Raw genomic sequence first — 16,425 nt, 5'->3', positions numbered from 1 at the left:
CATTCTCTCTGTCTGACCGCAAATTTCTAAAAGACAGCAATCGTTGACCCTTTCCCGAGCCATTCGAATCGCACTCACCGCTTGAATTTGATCCGCATCTTCGCTAATAATCTAACGGATGTTAGATTATTAGCGAAGAGACCATATGACCTCCCCACTTCATCAGCTGAAAATCATCGAGCTCGGTCATGTTATTGCTGGACCACTCTCGACCTCGCTGCTTTCTGATTTTGGGGCAGACGTCATCAAGATTGAGGCACCCAACCGGACGGACATGATGCGCGATCTCGGACCAAGGGCCGGGGACGGGGTTGGCGTTTGGTGGAAAACTCTGGGCCGCAACAAAAAAATTCTGAGCCTAGACTGGAAGTCGGGCGAAGGCCGGGACATCCTGCGCAGACTGGTTGAAAGCGCCGACGTACTTGTTGAAAATTTCCGGCCAGGCGTGCTTGAACGTGCGGGTGTCGGGCCTGAAACCCTGCATGAATGGAACCCGGATCTGGTTATTCTGCGTGTATCGGGTTACGGTCAGGATGGCCCGATGCGCGACGTGCCGGCTTTCGGGCGCGCGGCTGAGGCTATGAGCGGTCTGGCCTATCTGACTGGTTTCCCCGACGGGCCGCCGATGCACCCCGGATTTCCGGCGGCCGACAGCACGACAGGTCTGATGGGCGCATTGGGAATCATGATTGCGCTGTTCGCCCGCGAAAAGGGGATAGCACGGGGTCAGGTTGTCGATCTGGCGGTATTCGAAGCGCTGCTTCGATTGATGGACTATCCTGTTCCCGCGTTGACGGGTGCTAACCTTTCGCCGCGGCGCAACGGGCTGCGCCAGCCGATGGACTTTGCGCCGGGGGGCATGTTCCGCACGTCTGATGGGGTTTGGCTGACCGTCTCGGCAGGTAGCGCGGAAACAGCGCAACGCCTGTTGCGGGCGGTCGGAGGGGACTCTTTGGCCGATGACCCGCGGTTCGAGACACTCGGCGAGATGTCGCAGCACATGGCGGTGGTCTTTGACGCGATCAATGATTTCGTCACGCAGCACACCGCTGAAGAAGTTACGGCTGTATTCGCCCGACATGATGCGGTTGCCTCTCGGGTGTTTAGCGTCGAGGAGATCACGACCAATGAGCAGATACGCCATCGCGGGAACATCGTATCGGTCGACGGCGAGCAGACCCAAGTCATCGGTCCGATCCCGCATCTAAGCGCGACGCCCGGTGAACTTCGCTGGCTGGGAAGATCGCCCGGCGCAGACAGCCGAAGTATTCTAAACGATCTTGGCCTCGATGATGAGCAGATCTCTGACCTTTGTGAGGCAGGACTCGTGAGACTGGAAGGCAAGGGGACGCCATGACATTTAGAATGACCACCGACCAACAGGAAATCCGGGACCATATTCTGCGGATTTGTGCACAATTCGACGATGACTACTGGCTGGACCGGGATCGCAACGGTGGTTTTCCGCATGATTTGCACAGGGCAATGGCCGATGGCGGTTGGCTTGGCATCGCCATGCCTGAAGCGGTCGGCGGCGCCGACCTGGGGATCACTGAAGCGACGATCATGATGCAGGCGATTGCCGAGTCCGGGGCTGGCGCGAGCGGGGCCTCGACCATCCACATGAACATTTTCGGGCTCAACCCGGTGGTGAAGTTCGGGACTGATGAACAGCGCGCGCGCATGTTGCCCCCCCTAATCGCGGGTGATGAAAAGGCCTGTTTCGCCGTGACCGAGCCAACAACCGGGCTGGACACCACCAAGTTGAAGACGATGGCGGTGCAGCAGGGGGACAGGTATGTCGTGCATGGGCAGAAGGTCTGGATTTCAACAGCGCAGGTGGCGGACAAGATGCTGCTTCTGGCGAGAACAACGCGTCTTGAGGATGTGACCAGCCCGACCGATGGTCTGAGTCTGTTCTATACCGATCTCAACCGCGATTTCGTTGATGTTCGAGAGATCGAGAAGATGGGGCGCAAGGCGGTCGATTCGAACGAGGTCTTCATCGACGGGCTGCCGATACCTGCTGAAGACCTGATCGGAGAAGAGGGCAAGGGCTTTCGGCAGATTCTGCACGGGCTGAACCCTGAGCGCATCCTTGTGGCCGGCGAGTGCATCGGCATCGCCCGCAACGCTCTGGCGCGCGCGGTGCAATATGCCAGGGAACGGGTGGTTTTCGACCGGCCAATCGGCCAGAATCAGGGCGTTCAGCATCCGCTGGCCAAGGCGTGGGCGCAGGTGGAGGCCGCCAACCTCATGGTGATGCACGCCGCCGCCCTTTACGACGCCGGAGAGCCCTGCGGAGTCGAGGCGAACGCGGCCAAGCTATTGGCGGCAGACGCCGCGGTCGAAGCGACCGAAGTCGCGCAGATGACGTTTGGCGGATTCGGATACGCCAAGGAATATCATGTGGAGCGGCTGGTGCGCGAGGCGCTGCTGTTCCGAATAGTACCGGTGACGCCACAGATGCTTTTGTCGTTCATAGCAGAAAAAGCTCTTGGGCTTCCAAAGTCTTACTGAACGGAGGGGACGGGCGGTAACACCTGCGAAATGTTTTCTTGATATTTTTTCTAACACGCGTTAGATTTGCATCAACTGCCCTGAATGGGGAATGGGAGGAGGCGTCATGAGTGAGACGCAGTTCGGGTCTTCGAAAGAAGACCTCGCAACACGCTCGACTGTATATGCTGGCGACCTGTTCGCAGGCAAAACCGTCGTTGTCACCGGAGCAGGTGGCGGTTTGGGGCTGGCAATTGCGGCCCTGTTCGCCAAACTGGGTGCCAACTTGGCGATCAATGGACGCAACGAGGAAAAGCTGGCTTCGGCCAAGGCATTCCTCGAAAGCCTGGGCGCGAAGGTCTTCGCGATGCCGATGACCATCCGCGACCCCGAACAGGTTGGGGAGTTTATCGCCGGGACAAATCAGGAATTCGGCTCGATCGACGTGCTGGTGAACAATGCCGGGGGCCAGTTCCCCCAGGCGGCGCTGGACTTCAGCCCGAACGGCTGGAACGCGGTCATTGACACCAACCTCAACGGCACCTGGTGGATGATGCAAGCCATGGCGCGCCACTGGGTCGAGAACAAGCAGCCGGGCTCCATCGTGAACATCGTGGCCGATATCTGGCGCGGCATGCCCGGGATCGCGCATACCTGTGCGGCCCGCGCAGGGGTGATTTACCTGTCCAAGTCGGTGGCGGTAGAATGGGCACCGCATGATATCCGCGTGAACTGCGTGGCACCGGGGTGCTGCGAAAGCAACGGTTTCGGGAACTACCCAGCCGAGGGCTCTGCGACCTTTCAGGACTCCAATCCGATGCGGCATGCCGGAGATGAATGGGATGTCGCAGAAGGCGTTGTCTATATGGCGGCCAATTCAGGAAAATTTGTAACCGGCGAAGTTCTGAACATCGACGGCGGGCAACAATTGTGGGGGGATCCATGGCCAACGGGGCGACCGGACTACTTCCGGATTTCCTGATGAAAGCCATGAACCTAAGTGGGGACAATGGGACTTAAATGACGACGAAGAGCAAAACAGCAATTGGTGCCGGTGACGGGACGATACTGGAATGCAGCGGGATCGAACGCCGGTTTGGCGGCATCGTCGCTGTCACCGGTGTGGATCTTACTATTCGCCAGGGCGAAATTTTCGGACTTGTCGGCCCGAATGGCAGTGGCAAGACAACACTGACCAACGCAATCACCGGGTTTTACCCACCAAATGTTGGCACTGTCCGGCTGGGGGGGGAGGACATCACGGGCACGGCGCCTCATAAGGTTGCCAAACTCGGGGTTGCCCGGACGTTCCAGAACCTTGCCCTGTTCAACGGGATGAGCGTGCTGGACAACATTCTGCTCGGGCGGCACATCCACATGAAGCCGGGCGTCTTGCGCACCGCGCTTTATTGGTGGGCCGCACAGCGCGAAGAGATCGAGAACCGCAAGATCGTCGAAGAGGTGATCGAGTTTCTACAACTCGAGAGCATCCGGCATGAGTTGGTCGATGGTCTTCCGATCGGGTTGAAAAAACGGGTCGAGCTGGCGCGGGCATTGGTGGCAGAACCGGAAATGCTGATTCTGGATGAGCCGATGGCAGGCATGAACCAGGAAGAGAAGGGGTATATGTCCCGCTTCATTCTGGATGCCCGTGCCGAACGGGGCGTCAGCGTCCTGCTGATCGAGCACCATATGGATGTCATTACCGGCATTTGTGACCGGATGCTGGCCCTGAACTATGGCGAAATGATCGCCAGCGGCATTCCGAAAGAAGTCGTAAAGGACCCGCGGGTCGTCGAGGCATATATCGGAGGGTCGCATGACTGATTTTACGAAGAACCAGTCTTCGGACGGCGATACGATCGGTGCCTTGCTGGCGCATAACGCGTCGCGCCACGGAAGCGAAATCGCGCTTCGTGAAAAGGAACGCGGGATCTGGAAGGAAACCACCTGGGCGGAGTATGCCGAAGAGGTGCTTGCCTGTGCCGCCGGGCTGGAGAAGATCGGTGTAGAGCCGGGCAAAGCCGTGCTTATTCTGGGCGACAACCGGGCACGTCTGTATGGCGGGATGCTGGCCGTCTCATTGCTGGGGGCCTATGCAATGCCTGCCTATGCGGGCGCGACGCTTGCGGAACTCCAGCACTTTCTCGGCGAAGTCGAGATTGTCGCGGCCATCGCCGAGGATCAGGAACAGGTCGACAAGATCCTTGAACTGAAGGACGCCGGCGCGAAAGGCATCGACCACATCATCTATGATGAAACGCGCGGCCTTGGGTTCTATGAGGTCGAAGGCCTGATGTCCTGGGATCACCTGATCGAGGTTGGTCTGCACGACCTGAACGAAGCACCGGGGTTGCGTGACGCGCTTTTGCAGCGGGCAAAGCCTGGCGATCCGGCGATCTTCATGCATTCGTCCGGCACCACGGGCGCGCCCAAAGGGATCGTTCTAAGCCAAAAAAACGTGCTTGCCGCGGCCCGCAACGGCCATGCGGCGGGGGCCTTTGACAAAAACGAGGATGTGCTTGCCTATCTGCCCATGGCCTGGGTGGGGGATTACGCCATTACCGTCGCGGCGGCGTTGCTGCTGAGGTTCACAGTGAACGTGCCCGAGCGGCAGGAAACGGTGATCCGCGACATGCGTGAGATTGCGCCGACCTTCTATCTGGCGGCGCCAAGAAGCTGGGACCAGATGCTGACGACAATCCAGGTCGGCATCGAAAATTCGACCCCTCTCAAGAAATGGCTGTACCATTTCTTCATGGACCGGGCCGTTGCGGCCGAGACGGCCAAGCTGAATGGCAAGAGCGGCGGCGCACTGGAGCCTTTGGGCCGCTTGCTGGGCGAGGCGATCGTGTTCGGTCCGATCAAAGACCAGTTCGGCATGAGCCGTCTGAAGAACGCCTTCACCGGCGGCGAAGCGATCGGTGAAGACACGTTTGTGTTCTACCGCGCCCTGGGGATCAAGCTGCGCCAGCTCTACGGTCAGACCGAAAACAGCGCGATCAATGCGATCCAGGCACCGGGCGAGGTGCGGCTGCATACCGTTGGCAAACCCGCGCCGGGTGTCGAGCTGAGCATCGCCGAGGACGGCGAGATCCTGGTGCGTTCGGACAGCGTGTTTGAAGGCTACTTCAACAAGCCCGAAGCGACCGCCGAGGCCCTTGCGGACGGCTGGCTGCATACGGGCGATGCCGGTTATCTGGAGGATGACGGCCACCTCGTCGTTTTGGGCCGTGTCTCCGAGGTCATGCATACGGCTGGCGGTGAACGTTATGTGCCAAACTACATCGAGAACCGGCTGAAATTCAGCCCGTATATCAAGGACGCGGCGGTGATCGGCGCGGGCCTTGATGAATTGACGGCGATGGTCTGTGTGGATTTCGAGGCTGTGGGGCACTGGGCCGAGGTGAATGGCGTGCCTTATGTGTCTTATGCCGATCTGTCGCAGCGCGAAGAGGTCGCGGCATTGCTGGGCGAGGCGTTTGAGCGGGTCAACAAGGCCGTCACCAAACCATTGCGCCTGAAGCGCTTTGTCAGTCTGCCGAAAGAGTTCGACCCCGACGATGGCGAGATCACGCGAACCCGAAAACTGCGGCGCAAGGTCGTTCAGGAACGCTACGCTGACGTGATCGCGGCACTCTACGACGGTTCAAAAGAGGTCCATGTAAGCGCGCAGGTGACTTACGAGACCGGGGAAGTAGGGAAGGTTGAAAGAATCCTTCCCGTCAGGGAGGTATAAATGGACTGGATATTTCTAGCCGAGCTTGCGATCAACGGGGCCCTGACGGGCCTGTTGTATTCGCTGTTCGCCATTGGACTTGTGCTGATCTACAAGGCGTCCTCGGTGCCCAATCTGGCGCAGGGCGGGCTGACGATGGTGGGGGCCTACGTGGTTCTTGCCCTGTCGTACGATGCGGGTCTGCCTTTGTGGCTGGCCATTCCGCTGGCTGCGGTCATCATGTTCGGCCTGGGTTTTGGCATCGAGCGGGTGGCGCTGCGGCGTCTTGCCGGACGCCCGGTCGTCATGATCCTGATGCTGACACTTGGCCTCGATATTTTCCTGCGGGGCACAACGCTTGCAATCTGGGGCGGGACGTCGCGTTCGATGGAACTGGGCGTCAGCTATGAGCCGCTGTTCCTGGGCGACATCTTCGTTAGCCGCATCCATCTTGTCGGTGCAGGCGTCGCGCTGGCTCTGTTCGTCGCGTTCATGCTGTTCTTCCGGACCCGCACCGGGATCAAGCTGCGGGCGATCGCGGATGATTACATGGCGTCGTGGTCGGTTGGTGTCTCGGTCGAGCGCGGTGTCGGGCTATCCTGGGCGCTGGCGTCTGTGGTGGCCGTGGCGGCAGGTGTGATCTGGGGCGAAATCCAGGGTGTCGATCAGGCGCTGTCGCTGTTGCTGCTCAAAGGGCTGACGGTGGCCGTTCTTGGCGGTCTCGATTCCATCCTTGGCGCCGTGGTCGCGGGCATCATTCTGGGCGTGGTCGAAAACGTCGGCGCCGATTTCCTCGATCCGCTGGTCGGAGGCGGGAGCCGCGAGCTTATCGTCGCCGCCGTGCTCATTCTTACGGTGATGATCCGCCCGCACGGTCTGTTCGGCCGTCACGACATCGAAAGGGTGTAAGGCATGTTTTACAGACTTTCCGGCGTCCATCACGCGAACTATGTCTCGGACAGCCGTATCTTCAAGGTCCCTGCCGACCGGAACCTGGCCGCGTTCATCCTCCTGTTGGGCCTTGCTGCGCCATTCATCATACCTTCGCTCTACCTGAACGGTTACATGCTCCCGTGGCTGATCTGGACGGCAGCCGCACTCGGGCTGAACCTGGTGACAGGTTGGGCTGGGCAGCTGCACCTGGGCTATGCCGCGGTGATGGCGGTCGGGGCGTACTCGGCGATCCACGCCGCTCGATTTGGGGTGCCGTGGGAATTTGCCCTGATCATCGGCGGGCTGATGTCATCCGTGATTGGCAGCCTGTTCGCCTTTGCCGCATTGCGGGTCAAGGGTCTCTACCTCGCCCTCACGACTCTTGCGATGCAGTTTGTGATGGATTGGGTTCTGACCCATTCGCCAATGATCTCAGGGGGCTCGCACGCATCGCTGCAATCGCCGACACTTGCGCTGCTCGGGCAGGACATCACGTCGGATACCGGGTATTACTATGTCGCTTTTGGATGGTGTGTGTTGGTCACGATCTTCATGCTCAACCTCAAGCGCTCCGGGCTTGGACGTGCCCTGGTCGCCGTGCGGGAAAAGGATTTTGCCGCCGCGATCCTGGGTGTGAACAGCTTCTACTACAAGATCCTGGCCTTCGCGACATCGTCGTTTATCGCCGGCGTCAGCGGTGCGTTGCTTGTTGCCACCTTCTTCTTTCTTGCCGCGCCAGAGCAGTTCTCGGTTGCCGTTTCGATCCAGGTTCTTGCGATGGTGATCGTTGGCGGGCTTGGCAGCATCATCGGATCCTATTTCGGTGTTGCCCTGATCCTGCTGGTTCCCGGGCTTGTGAACGGTCTTGTCGTTTCGATAAGCGAAGGGCTGGGCATGCAAGTGAACATCGAAACGCTCGCCCATATCCCGAACGCGGTCTATGGCGCGCTGATCGTCGTTATCCTTCTGATCGAACCGCTTGGTCTGGGGAAACTCTACGGCAACATCAGGGACTACCTGATGGTCTGGCCCTTCGATCAGTTCAAGAAATGAGGGAAATGTCGATGCAAGAAAAAGCTGAGGCCCAGCCCATCCTGTCCATGAACAGTGTCGAGGTGCTGTATGACAATGTAATGCTGGCGATCAAAGGTGTTTCAGTCCAGGTGCCAACGGGCGCGATGATCGCGCTGCTGGGCTCGAACGGCGCGGGGAAAAGCACCACGCTGAAAGCGATCAGCGGTCTACTGAAGGCCGAGCGCGGACGTATCAGCCGGGGCGAAGTGATGTTCCAGGGAACGGACATCACCGAGATGCTTGCCCAGAAGCGCGTCGAGATGGGCATCTGTCACGTCATCGAAGGGCGACGGGTCTTTGAACATCTGACGCCGGACGAGAACCTGACCGCCGCCGCGCCACGCGGCATGTCCCGGTCGGCGCTGAATGCGGAAAAGGAGAAAATCTACGCCTATTTCCCACGGCTTGCCGAGCGCCGCAATTCGCAAGCAGGCTATTTGTCGGGTGGCGAGCAACAGATGCTCGCCATCGGCAGAGCCCTGGTGACCCAGCCGAAACTACTGATGCTGGATGAACCAAGTCTTGGCCTTGCCCCGTTCCTGGTCGAAGAGATCTTTGGCATCCTGCAAAAGATCAATCAGGAGGCGGGCATGTCCGTTTTGCTGGTGGAACAGAATGCCCTGGCCGCACTGGAGATCGTTTCCGAAGGCTATCTGATCGAAAACGGCCGCGTTGTCATGCACGGCACGGCCGAGGCGCTCAAATCCAACTCCGATATTCAGGAGTTTTATCTCGGCGGCGGGGAGGCCACCGATTTTCACAATGTCAAACACTACAGCCGCCGCAAACGCTGGCTGAGTTGAGGTTTTAACCAAGACTGTTCAGGGAGGACATGATGAAGACACTTACAAAGGCGTTAGCCGCCATATCGCTGATGACCGGCATGGCAGCCGGAACGCAGGGCCAGACCGAACCATTCAAGGTCGGCGTCTGCTACGACCTCAGCAAGGCCTATACCTTTGCCACACCACAAGTGGCCCAGGCGGCGCAGGATCTGGCGAAGCTGATCAACATGAAGGGCGGGATTGGCGGCGAGCCGGTCGAAGTCATCGTGCGCGACCACGGCAACGAGCCGCAGCGCGGGATCGAGTGCTACTCCAAGCTCAGCCGCGAGGGCGTCTTTGTCTTTGACACGCTGTCCACGCCTGTGTCCCTAGCAGTGCTGCCGCGGGCTATGGAAGATGGGAACATTCTGATGCAGTCGCTCGTGGGCCGCGGCGATGCCGTGGACGGCACGGTGTTTGACTGGGTCTATCCGATTGGACCGACTTACTGGGGGCAGGCCGCCAACGACGTTGCCTATATCAAGCAATTGCATGACGGCGATATGTCGGATGTGAAGGTGGGCTTTGTCTATTTCGATTACCCGTTCGGGCAGGAGCCTATCGAGATCCTGGAAACCTTGTCCGAAAAAGAGGGTTTCGAGCTTCAACTCTATCCCGTGCCGCTTCCGGGCAATGATCAGGCCGGTGTGTGGTCCAAGGTGCGCCGCGAAAAGCCTGACCACGTGATCGTCTGGATGCTGGGAGGCGCGCATGTGGTCGCCTCGAAAGAGATGAAGAGAAATGGCATCCCGATGGAGAAGTACATATCGGTCAACTGGCTGAACGAGGTGGACATTGCCAATATCGGCAACGAAGCAGCCATCGGTATCAAGCGCGGCACCAATGTCGTGGGTGGACAGAATGTTGCCCTGTACCAGGAAATCATGACCGAGCTCTATGATAAGGGACAAGGTTCCGGCCCGCTGGAGAAGACGCAGGACGTTTTCTACAACACCGGACTGGCCATGTATTCGATCATGTTTGAGGCCGCGCGCAAAGCGGTCGAAAACGAAGGTCTTCCGATCACCGCGAAGTCTTACAAGGCGGGGCTGGAAGCGCTTGACGGCTATGACGCGAACGGGCTGATGGCACCGATCACGGTGACCGCCGACGATCATGGCGGTGGCGGCAAAACGCGTATCGAGATGTGGGATGGCGAGGCCTGGGTGCCGCAAACCGACTGGATCGCGGAATACACCGATGTCGTATGGGAAGTGGTGAAGGAAAGCTCTTCGAAATACGAACAATAAAAAGCGACCGAAAGATGGGCAACTGCCGTGAACGGCTGCGGCGCGCCCGGAACAGAATCAAGCCGGTAGACCATCATCCATGGGAGGAAAACATGGTGAACCTTACAAAGCAACTCAAGACTGTGGCTCTTGCCGCAGCGTTGGCAACAGGTGGGACGCTTGCGTCCGCGCAAGACAAGGAACCGATCCGGTTCGGGCTGTGCTTCGACCTCAGTAAATCGTATACCTTCATCTCGCCACAAGTGGCCCAGGCCGCGCAGGATCTGGCGATGTACACCAACGACAACGGTGGCATCGAAGGGCATCCGGTGGAAATAATCGTGCGCGATCACGGCAACGAACCCCAGCGTGGCGTTGAATGTTATGAGCAACTCAAGCGCGACGGTGTCTTCATCTTCAATTTCCTGTCCACCCCGGTCACGAACGCTGTTTTGCCGCGTGCGATGAAAGACGGCAACGTTCTGATGCAATCCTTCGTTGGCCGCGGCGACGCCGTGGATGGCGAAGTGTTCGAATGGGTTTTCCCGGTCGGTCCGACGTACTGGCAGCAGGCGGCAAATGACGTTGCCTTCATCAAGGGCCAGATGGACGGTGATCTGTCCAACGCGAAGATTGGCTTTATCTATCTGGATTACCCCTTCGGTCAGGAACCGATCGAGATCCTGAAAACACTTTCCGATAAGGAAGGGTTTGAACTTGAGCTTTATCCCGTGCCGCTTCCCGGGTCGGATCAGGCCGGTGCCTGGAGCAATATCCGCCGTGACAAGCCAGACTATGTGATCAGCTGGCTTCTGGCGGGCGGGCATGTCGTCGCTTCGAAAGAAATGCGCCGCAACCGTTTCCCGATTGATCGTTATCTGTCGGTAAACTGGCTGAACGAAGTGGATATCGCCAACATCGGCGCACAAGAGGCGAAGGGCATCCTGCGCGGAACCAACGTGGCCGGTGGTCAGGAAGTTCCGATCGTGAAGACGATGCTGGACACCTACTATGCCAATGGCAAGGGCAGCGGGCCCGAAGAACTGGTCCGTGACGTTTACTACAACACTGGCATGGCGATTTACTCGGCCGGTTTTGAGGCTGCACGTATCGCAATTTCCGAAAACGGCTGGCCGATCACGCCGGAGAGCATGAAGGCGGCCTATGAATCGATCGAGAACTTCGACGCCAATGGCCTGATGGCTCCGGTTACAGTGACCGACAAAGACCACGGTGGCGGCGGCAAGACGCGCGTCGAACAATGGAATGGCGAAACCTGGGTTCCGCTGACCGACTGGAGCGCCGATTATCTCGACGTTGTGTGGGAAGTCATCAAGCACAGCTCGGCGACGTTCACCACCGAATAAGTCGGCCGAACAAGCATGAACTTCCCCGCGGCAAACCTGTCGCGGGGAAGCTTCGCCCCAAGTTTATCCAAAGAATACGAGGCAGGCATCATGAGCCCCATTGACGTGAACATCGCGGACGGTATCGCGACCGTCTCAATCAACCGGCCCGAGCGCAAGAATGCGCTTTCCGTGGCCGCGACAAACGGGTTGACCGATGCCTGGGAACAGATCGAAGCGGATGACAACGTGCGCGTGGCAATTCTAACCTCTGCCGATTGCGGGGTTTTCAGCGCGGGGCTGGATCTGAAGGAAGCCACGCAGATCAAACGCGACGAGGGTGTCGATATCCTGTCCAAGATGCGTGATCCGTTTCACGAGACCATGCGCGCCTGCAAGAAGCCGATCATCGCGGCGATGACGGGGTCGCTGATGGCGGGTGGCATGATGCTGACGCTGAATTGCGATCTCCGGGTCGGTCTCAAGGGGACCAAGGTCGGCATCACCGAGGTGAAGATCGGTCGTGGATCGCCTTGGGCGTCGCCGGCGCTGTCGATGTTGCCGCAGCCCATCTTGATGGAAATTGTTCTGACCGGCGACCTGATGCCGATCGAACGTTTGCACGATTACGGGTTCACCAACTACCTCGAAGAGACGCCCGATGCCGTTCGCTCACGCGCGCTCGAACTGGCCAGACGCATCGCCAGCGCGGCGCCGCTTTCGGTGATTGCGGCGAAAGGCAGCGTTCGCGCAACCATGGATCTGGGCTGTGCGGGTGGCCTTGAGGAAGGCAAGCGCCTGCACGAGGTGGTCTATGCCAGCAATGATGCCATTGAAGGCCCCAAGGCCTTTGCCGAAAAGCGCAGGCCGGTCTGGACCGGAACCTGAAGGAGACATACCATGAGCGACTTGATGCGATTGGACAGGGAAGGCCCCATCGGCGTCCTGCGCTTTCTTCAGCCAGCAAAGCGCAACCCCTACAGCATCGCCTTCGTCGATGAACTGGTGACCCACCTGCGCAAAGCGGAACGCGACGATACGATCCGTGCCGTTGTCATGACCGGTGGCGACCATTTCAGCAGCGGCGGCGATCTCGTCGGGTTTCAAACTGAGATCGCCAAAGGCGCGCGCGCGACATCGGAAATGGTGGACAAGGTCCACGATGGCGGGCGCGCGGCCTATCTGTTTCGCAAACCGCTGATTTCCGCCGTGTGCGGCGTCGCCTTCGGTGCGGGCCTCAGCCTGGCCCTGTCGGCGGATATTGTCGTGGCGGCAGAAGATGCCCGGCTGTGCGAGGTCTTTGCCCGCGTTGGCGGCTGTCCCGACACCGGGTCGAGCTGGCTTTTGCAGCAACGTGCCGGCGCGGGTGTGGCGCGGATGCTTGTTCTTACCGGGCGCGAGATCGACGGGCGGACCGCCCAGGAACTGCGCATCGTCGAAGACTGCGTTCCGGCCGACCAGGTCGAGACCCGCGCGCTGGAAATCGCGCGCGAGATTACCCAGCATCCGATGTTCGGTGTTCAGACCGCCAAGCGTGTGATGCGCGCCGCCGCGGAATGCAGTTATCTTGAGGCACTGGACATCGAGCGTGATTGCCAAAGCGTCCTGTTGTGCGCGCACGACTTTCCGGAGGCCATGAAAGCGTTCTCGGAAAAACGAAAGCCGGAATTCCAAGACCGCTGAACCGGTCGAAACCAAACCAGAAAATCAAGGAGATCCACGCCAATGAAGGTACTCGTGCCTGTGAAACGCGTGATCGACTACAACGTGAAGGTCCGCGTCAAGGCGGATGGCAACGGTGTCGATCTCGCTAACGTTAAGATGTCGATGAACCCGTTCGACGAAATCGCCGTCGAAGAGGCCATCCGCCTGAAGGAGGCCGGGAACGCCGAAGAGGTGGTCGTCGTCTCCATCGGTGTGAAGCAGGCGCAGGAAACCCTGCGGACCGCGCTCGCCATGGGTGCAGACCGCGCCATCCTGGTTGTCGCCGCCGATGACGTGCACACCGACATCGAACCGCTGGCCGTCGCCAAGATCCTCAAGGGTGTCATCGACGAGGAGGCCCCGGGCCTCGTCATCGCGGGCAAACAGGCGATCGACAACGACATGAACGCCACCGGCCAGATGCTGGCGGCCCTGCTCGGCTGGTCCCAGGCAACCTTTGCCAACGAGCTGGACATCGACGGCGACAGCGCCGTCGTGAAGCGTGAAGTCGACGGCGGTCTGCAGACCATCAAGGTCAAGATGCCCGCCATCGTCACCGCCGACCTGCGTCTGAACGAACCGCGCTATGCCTCGCTGCCCAATATCATGAAGGCGAAGAAAAAGCCGCTGGATGAGAAATCGGCCGACGACTACGGCGTCGACGTTTCGCCGCGACTGGAGATCGTGAAGACCTCCGAGCCCGAAGCGCGCAAAGCCGGTGAGATGGTGCCCGATGTGGATACCCTCGTGGCGAAACTCAAAGAGAAGGGGATTATGTAATGGCCGTTCTTCTGCTTGCCGAAGTCAACAACGGCGAACTGGCGCTGGACGCCACCGCCAAGGCTGTCTCTGCCTCCAAGGCTCTGGGCGATGTGACCGTCCTGGCCGTTGGCGCCTCCGCCAAGGCCGCAGGCGACACTGCCGCCAAGATCGACGGCGTCGCATCGGTTCTGGTCGCCGAGGATGCGCTTTACGGTCACCGCCTGGCGGAGCCTGTGTCGGCGCTGATCGTTTCCCTCGCGAGGGATTATTCGCACATCGTGGCCCCCGCCACGACGGATGCGAAGAACATCATGCCGCGTGTTGCTGCCCTGCTGGACAGCATGATCCTGACCGACGTGACCGGAGTGGTCGACGCCGATACCTTCGAGCGCCCGATCTACGCCGGCAACGCCATCCAGACTGTAAAGTCGAAGGATGAAAAGAAGGTTATCACCTTCCGGACCTCCACCTTCGACGCGGCCGGTGACGGCGGCTCCGCTTCTGTCGCGGATGCGGCCACGGCCGAGGATCCGGGCCTTTCGGAATGGGTCGAGGACGCGATGGCCGAGTCGGACCGCCCGGAACTGACCTCCGCCAAGGTGGTTGTCTCCGGTGGCCGCGGTGTCGGCTCCAAGGACGACTTCGCGATCATCGAGGGCCTCGCCGACAAGCTGGGCGCCGCCGTTGGCGCGTCCCGTGCAGCCGTCGACTCGGGCTATGCCCCGAACGACTGGCAGGTCGGCCAGACCGGCAAGGTTGTCGCGCCCGAGCTCTACATCGCCGTCGGCATCTCCGGCGCGATCCAGCACCTGGCAGGCATGAAGGACAGCAAGGTCATCGTCGCGATCAACAAGGACGAGGAGGCCCCGATCTTCCAGGTCGCCGACTACGGACTGGTCGCGGATCTTTTCACCGCCGTCCCCGAGTTCGTCGAGAAGCTCTGAGGCGCGGCACACGGTGCTTCACGGAAAGGCCCGCCAGACCGGCGGGCCTTTTTTTGCGTGTGGCGAGTGGAAGGCGGGCCCAACGGAACCACCCGGAGACGCGTGGTGCAAGAGCCGGTGACGCTTCGTCATCAGCTGCTCAGGATCGTTGTCAAGAAACGGAACGCTCGTTAGATTCCTCCAAATGAAAGCTTGGCTCGATAGGTAAGAAACATGTCTCTGATCAAGAACTCGCCTGGTTGGGCGGCGGATGAACACAAGATATTTGCGGATAGCACGCGCAAGCTTTTTGATGCCGAAATGGCCCCGAATATCGAAAAATGGGCCGAGCAGGGGATCGTGGACCGCGAGTTCTGGAAGTCCGCCGGACAGCAGGGCATCATGGGGGGCTCGATCGCCGAAGACTATGGCGGGTTCGGCGGCGGTATCGGGTTCGATGCGATTACCGTTTACGAACAAGGGCGTACCGGAGACATGGGGTGGGGCTATGGCATCCAGTCCATCGTGATCCATTACATCGACGCCTATGGCAGCGAAGAGCAGAAGAAAAAGTGGCTGCCGAAGCTGGTCAGCGGCGACCGTGTCGCGGCCATCGCGATGACCGAGCCGGGAACCGGCTCTGACCTTCAGAACGTCCAGACCCATGCGGAGAAGGACGGCAACCATTACAGGATCAACGGGTCGAAGAACTTCATTACCAATGGGCACACCGCCGATCTGGTGATCGTCGTGGCAAAAACCGACCGGGGCGCCGGCGCCAAGGGTGTTTCGCTGATCGTTCTGGAAACCGAAGATGCCGAGGGCTTTCGCCGGGGGCGCAACCTGAAGAAACTGGGCATGAAGGGGTCGGACACGGCGGAGCTGTTCTTCGAGGACGTGCGCGTGCCGACGGCGAACCTGCTCGGCCCGGAAGAGGGGCAGGGGTTTTATCAGCTGATGAAGCAACTGCCATGGGAGCGGCTGATGATCGGCATCACCGCGCTAGGCTTCATCGACTTTGCCATCGCCGAAACCGTGAAATACGTGCAGGACCGCAAGGCGTTCGGCAGCCGGATCATGGATTTCCAGAACACAAGGTTCAAGCTGGCGGAATGCAAGACCAAGGCCGAATTGCTGCGCAGTTTCGTCAATGACGGGATCGCACGGCTGGAAGCGGGCGAGCTTGATGCGGCCACGGCCTCGATGGCAAAGTGGTGGGGCAGCCAGACGCAGAACGAGGTCATGCATGAATGTCTGCAACTGCATGGCGGCTATGGCTTCATGATGGAATATCCGATCGCGCGGCTTTATGCCGACAGCCGTGTTCAGATGATCTATGGCGGCACGAACGAGATCATGAAGGAACTGATCGCACGTTCGATGGATGTGTGATCGACCCGGTGCCGGGTGGGG

Annotated in this window: 15 protein-coding genes; all 15 read left to right on the top strand. The window is 59.7% G+C overall.

Annotated elements, in window-relative coordinates:
- Window positions 1-145 precede the first annotated feature (145 nt).
- The 15 genes from DYI42_RS01070 to DYI42_RS01000 all read left to right on the top strand — a co-directional run bounded on the left by DYI42_RS01070 (window position 146) and on the right by DYI42_RS01000 (window position 16,404).
- Entirely contained in the window at window positions 146-1,357 is a 1,212-nt protein-coding gene (locus tag DYI42_RS01070) for a CaiB/BaiF CoA transferase family protein (RefSeq protein ID WP_209226933.1), read from the top strand.
- Between the two features lie 8 nt (window positions 1,358-1,365).
- The gene (locus DYI42_RS01065; RefSeq protein ID WP_213544060.1) at window positions 1,366-2,520 is read left to right on the top strand and encodes an acyl-CoA dehydrogenase family protein; all 1,155 of its coding nucleotides are present in this window, start codon (window positions 1,366-1,368) and stop codon (window positions 2,518-2,520) included.
- Between the two features lie 106 nt (window positions 2,521-2,626).
- Complete coding sequence (locus DYI42_RS01060; protein ID WP_209226930.1) at window positions 2,627-3,481, top strand: SDR family oxidoreductase; 855 nt, start codon at window positions 2,627-2,629, stop codon at window positions 3,479-3,481.
- A gap of 38 nt (window positions 3,482-3,519) precedes the next feature.
- On the top strand, window positions 3,520-4,326 hold the full coding sequence (locus DYI42_RS01055; RefSeq protein ID WP_209226927.1) for an ABC transporter ATP-binding protein: 807 nt from the start codon (window positions 3,520-3,522) through the stop codon (window positions 4,324-4,326).
- On the top strand, window positions 4,319-6,238 hold the full coding sequence (locus DYI42_RS01050; RefSeq protein WP_209226926.1) for an AMP-dependent synthetase/ligase: 1,920 nt from the start codon (window positions 4,319-4,321) through the stop codon (window positions 6,236-6,238). Before DYI42_RS01055 ends, DYI42_RS01050 begins: the two co-directional genes overlap by 8 nt.
- Window positions 6,239-7,126, top strand: a complete 888-nt coding sequence (locus DYI42_RS01045; RefSeq protein ID WP_009803605.1) for a branched-chain amino acid ABC transporter permease — start codon at window positions 6,239-6,241, stop codon at window positions 7,124-7,126.
- A gap of 3 nt (window positions 7,127-7,129) precedes the next feature.
- Window positions 7,130-8,203: a branched-chain amino acid ABC transporter permease gene (locus DYI42_RS01040; RefSeq protein ID WP_209226925.1), complete on the top strand. Its 1,074-nt coding sequence runs from the start codon at window positions 7,130-7,132 to the stop codon at window positions 8,201-8,203.
- Between the two features lie 11 nt (window positions 8,204-8,214).
- Window positions 8,215-9,027, top strand: a complete 813-nt coding sequence (locus DYI42_RS01035) for an ABC transporter ATP-binding protein (protein ID WP_209226923.1) — start codon at window positions 8,215-8,217, stop codon at window positions 9,025-9,027.
- Between the two features lie 32 nt (window positions 9,028-9,059).
- Window positions 9,060-10,298 (top strand): ABC transporter substrate-binding protein, encoded by a 1,239-nt coding sequence (locus DYI42_RS01030; protein ID WP_342344582.1) that lies wholly within the window; start codon window positions 9,060-9,062, stop codon window positions 10,296-10,298.
- Window positions 10,299-10,390: 92 nt separating this feature from the next.
- Window positions 10,391-11,644 (top strand): ABC transporter substrate-binding protein, encoded by a 1,254-nt coding sequence (locus DYI42_RS01025; protein ID WP_244867373.1) that lies wholly within the window; start codon window positions 10,391-10,393, stop codon window positions 11,642-11,644.
- A 15-nt stretch (window positions 11,645-11,659) separates the two neighbouring features.
- A complete protein-coding gene (locus DYI42_RS01020; protein WP_238529687.1) occupies window positions 11,660-12,511 on the top strand; it encodes an enoyl-CoA hydratase-related protein in 852 nt (283 codons plus the stop codon).
- Window positions 12,512-12,523: 12 nt separating this feature from the next.
- On the top strand, window positions 12,524-13,306 hold the full coding sequence (locus DYI42_RS01015) for an enoyl-CoA hydratase/isomerase family protein (protein ID WP_009803599.1): 783 nt from the start codon (window positions 12,524-12,526) through the stop codon (window positions 13,304-13,306).
- Window positions 13,307-13,348: 42 nt separating this feature from the next.
- Window positions 13,349-14,107, top strand: a complete 759-nt coding sequence (locus DYI42_RS01010) for an electron transfer flavoprotein subunit beta/FixA family protein (RefSeq protein WP_009803598.1) — start codon at window positions 13,349-13,351, stop codon at window positions 14,105-14,107.
- Window positions 14,107-15,033: an electron transfer flavoprotein subunit alpha/FixB family protein gene (locus DYI42_RS01005; RefSeq protein WP_009803597.1), complete on the top strand. Its 927-nt coding sequence runs from the start codon at window positions 14,107-14,109 to the stop codon at window positions 15,031-15,033. The genes DYI42_RS01010 and DYI42_RS01005 overlap by 1 nt, the downstream gene beginning before the upstream one ends.
- Before the next feature lie 213 nt (window positions 15,034-15,246).
- The gene (locus DYI42_RS01000; protein ID WP_009803596.1) at window positions 15,247-16,404 is read left to right on the top strand and encodes an acyl-CoA dehydrogenase family protein; all 1,158 of its coding nucleotides are present in this window, start codon (window positions 15,247-15,249) and stop codon (window positions 16,402-16,404) included.
- Window positions 16,405-16,425 lie beyond the last annotated feature (21 nt).

This window comes from Vannielia litorea (assembly GCF_018424695.1).
In the GTDB taxonomy this organism is placed as follows: Bacteria; Pseudomonadota; Alphaproteobacteria; order Rhodobacterales; family Rhodobacteraceae; genus Vannielia; species Vannielia litorea_A.
Note: the sequence above shows the minus strand (reverse complement) of the source record. Positions and strands in the feature narration are given on the sequence as shown.

Coding starts and splice junctions, on each gene's coding strand:
- DYI42_RS01020 (WP_238529687.1), top strand. CDS start 11,660: ATGAACTTCCCCGCGGCAAACCTGTCGCGGGGAAGCTTCGCCCCAAGT.
- DYI42_RS01030 (WP_342344582.1), top strand. CDS start 9,060: ATGAAGACACTTACAAAGGCGTTAGCCGCCATATCGCTGATGACCGGC.
- DYI42_RS01055 (WP_209226927.1), top strand. CDS start 3,520: ATGACGACGAAGAGCAAAACAGCAATTGGTGCCGGTGACGGGACGATA.
- DYI42_RS01040 (WP_209226925.1), top strand. CDS start 7,130: ATGTTTTACAGACTTTCCGGCGTCCATCACGCGAACTATGTCTCGGAC.
- DYI42_RS01065 (WP_213544060.1), top strand. CDS start 1,366: ATGACCACCGACCAACAGGAAATCCGGGACCATATTCTGCGGATTTGT.
- DYI42_RS01000 (WP_009803596.1), top strand. CDS start 15,247: ATGTCTCTGATCAAGAACTCGCCTGGTTGGGCGGCGGATGAACACAAG.
- DYI42_RS01045 (WP_009803605.1), top strand. CDS start 6,239: ATGGACTGGATATTTCTAGCCGAGCTTGCGATCAACGGGGCCCTGACG.
- DYI42_RS01060 (WP_209226930.1), top strand. CDS start 2,627: ATGAGTGAGACGCAGTTCGGGTCTTCGAAAGAAGACCTCGCAACACGC.
- DYI42_RS01050 (WP_209226926.1), top strand. CDS start 4,319: ATGACTGATTTTACGAAGAACCAGTCTTCGGACGGCGATACGATCGGT.
- DYI42_RS01010 (WP_009803598.1), top strand. CDS start 13,349: ATGAAGGTACTCGTGCCTGTGAAACGCGTGATCGACTACAACGTGAAG.
- DYI42_RS01035 (WP_209226923.1), top strand. CDS start 8,215: ATGCAAGAAAAAGCTGAGGCCCAGCCCATCCTGTCCATGAACAGTGTC.
- DYI42_RS01015 (WP_009803599.1), top strand. CDS start 12,524: ATGAGCGACTTGATGCGATTGGACAGGGAAGGCCCCATCGGCGTCCTG.
- DYI42_RS01005 (WP_009803597.1), top strand. CDS start 14,107: ATGGCCGTTCTTCTGCTTGCCGAAGTCAACAACGGCGAACTGGCGCTG.
- DYI42_RS01070 (WP_209226933.1), top strand. CDS start 146: ATGACCTCCCCACTTCATCAGCTGAAAATCATCGAGCTCGGTCATGTT.
- DYI42_RS01025 (WP_244867373.1), top strand. CDS start 10,391: ATGGTGAACCTTACAAAGCAACTCAAGACTGTGGCTCTTGCCGCAGCG.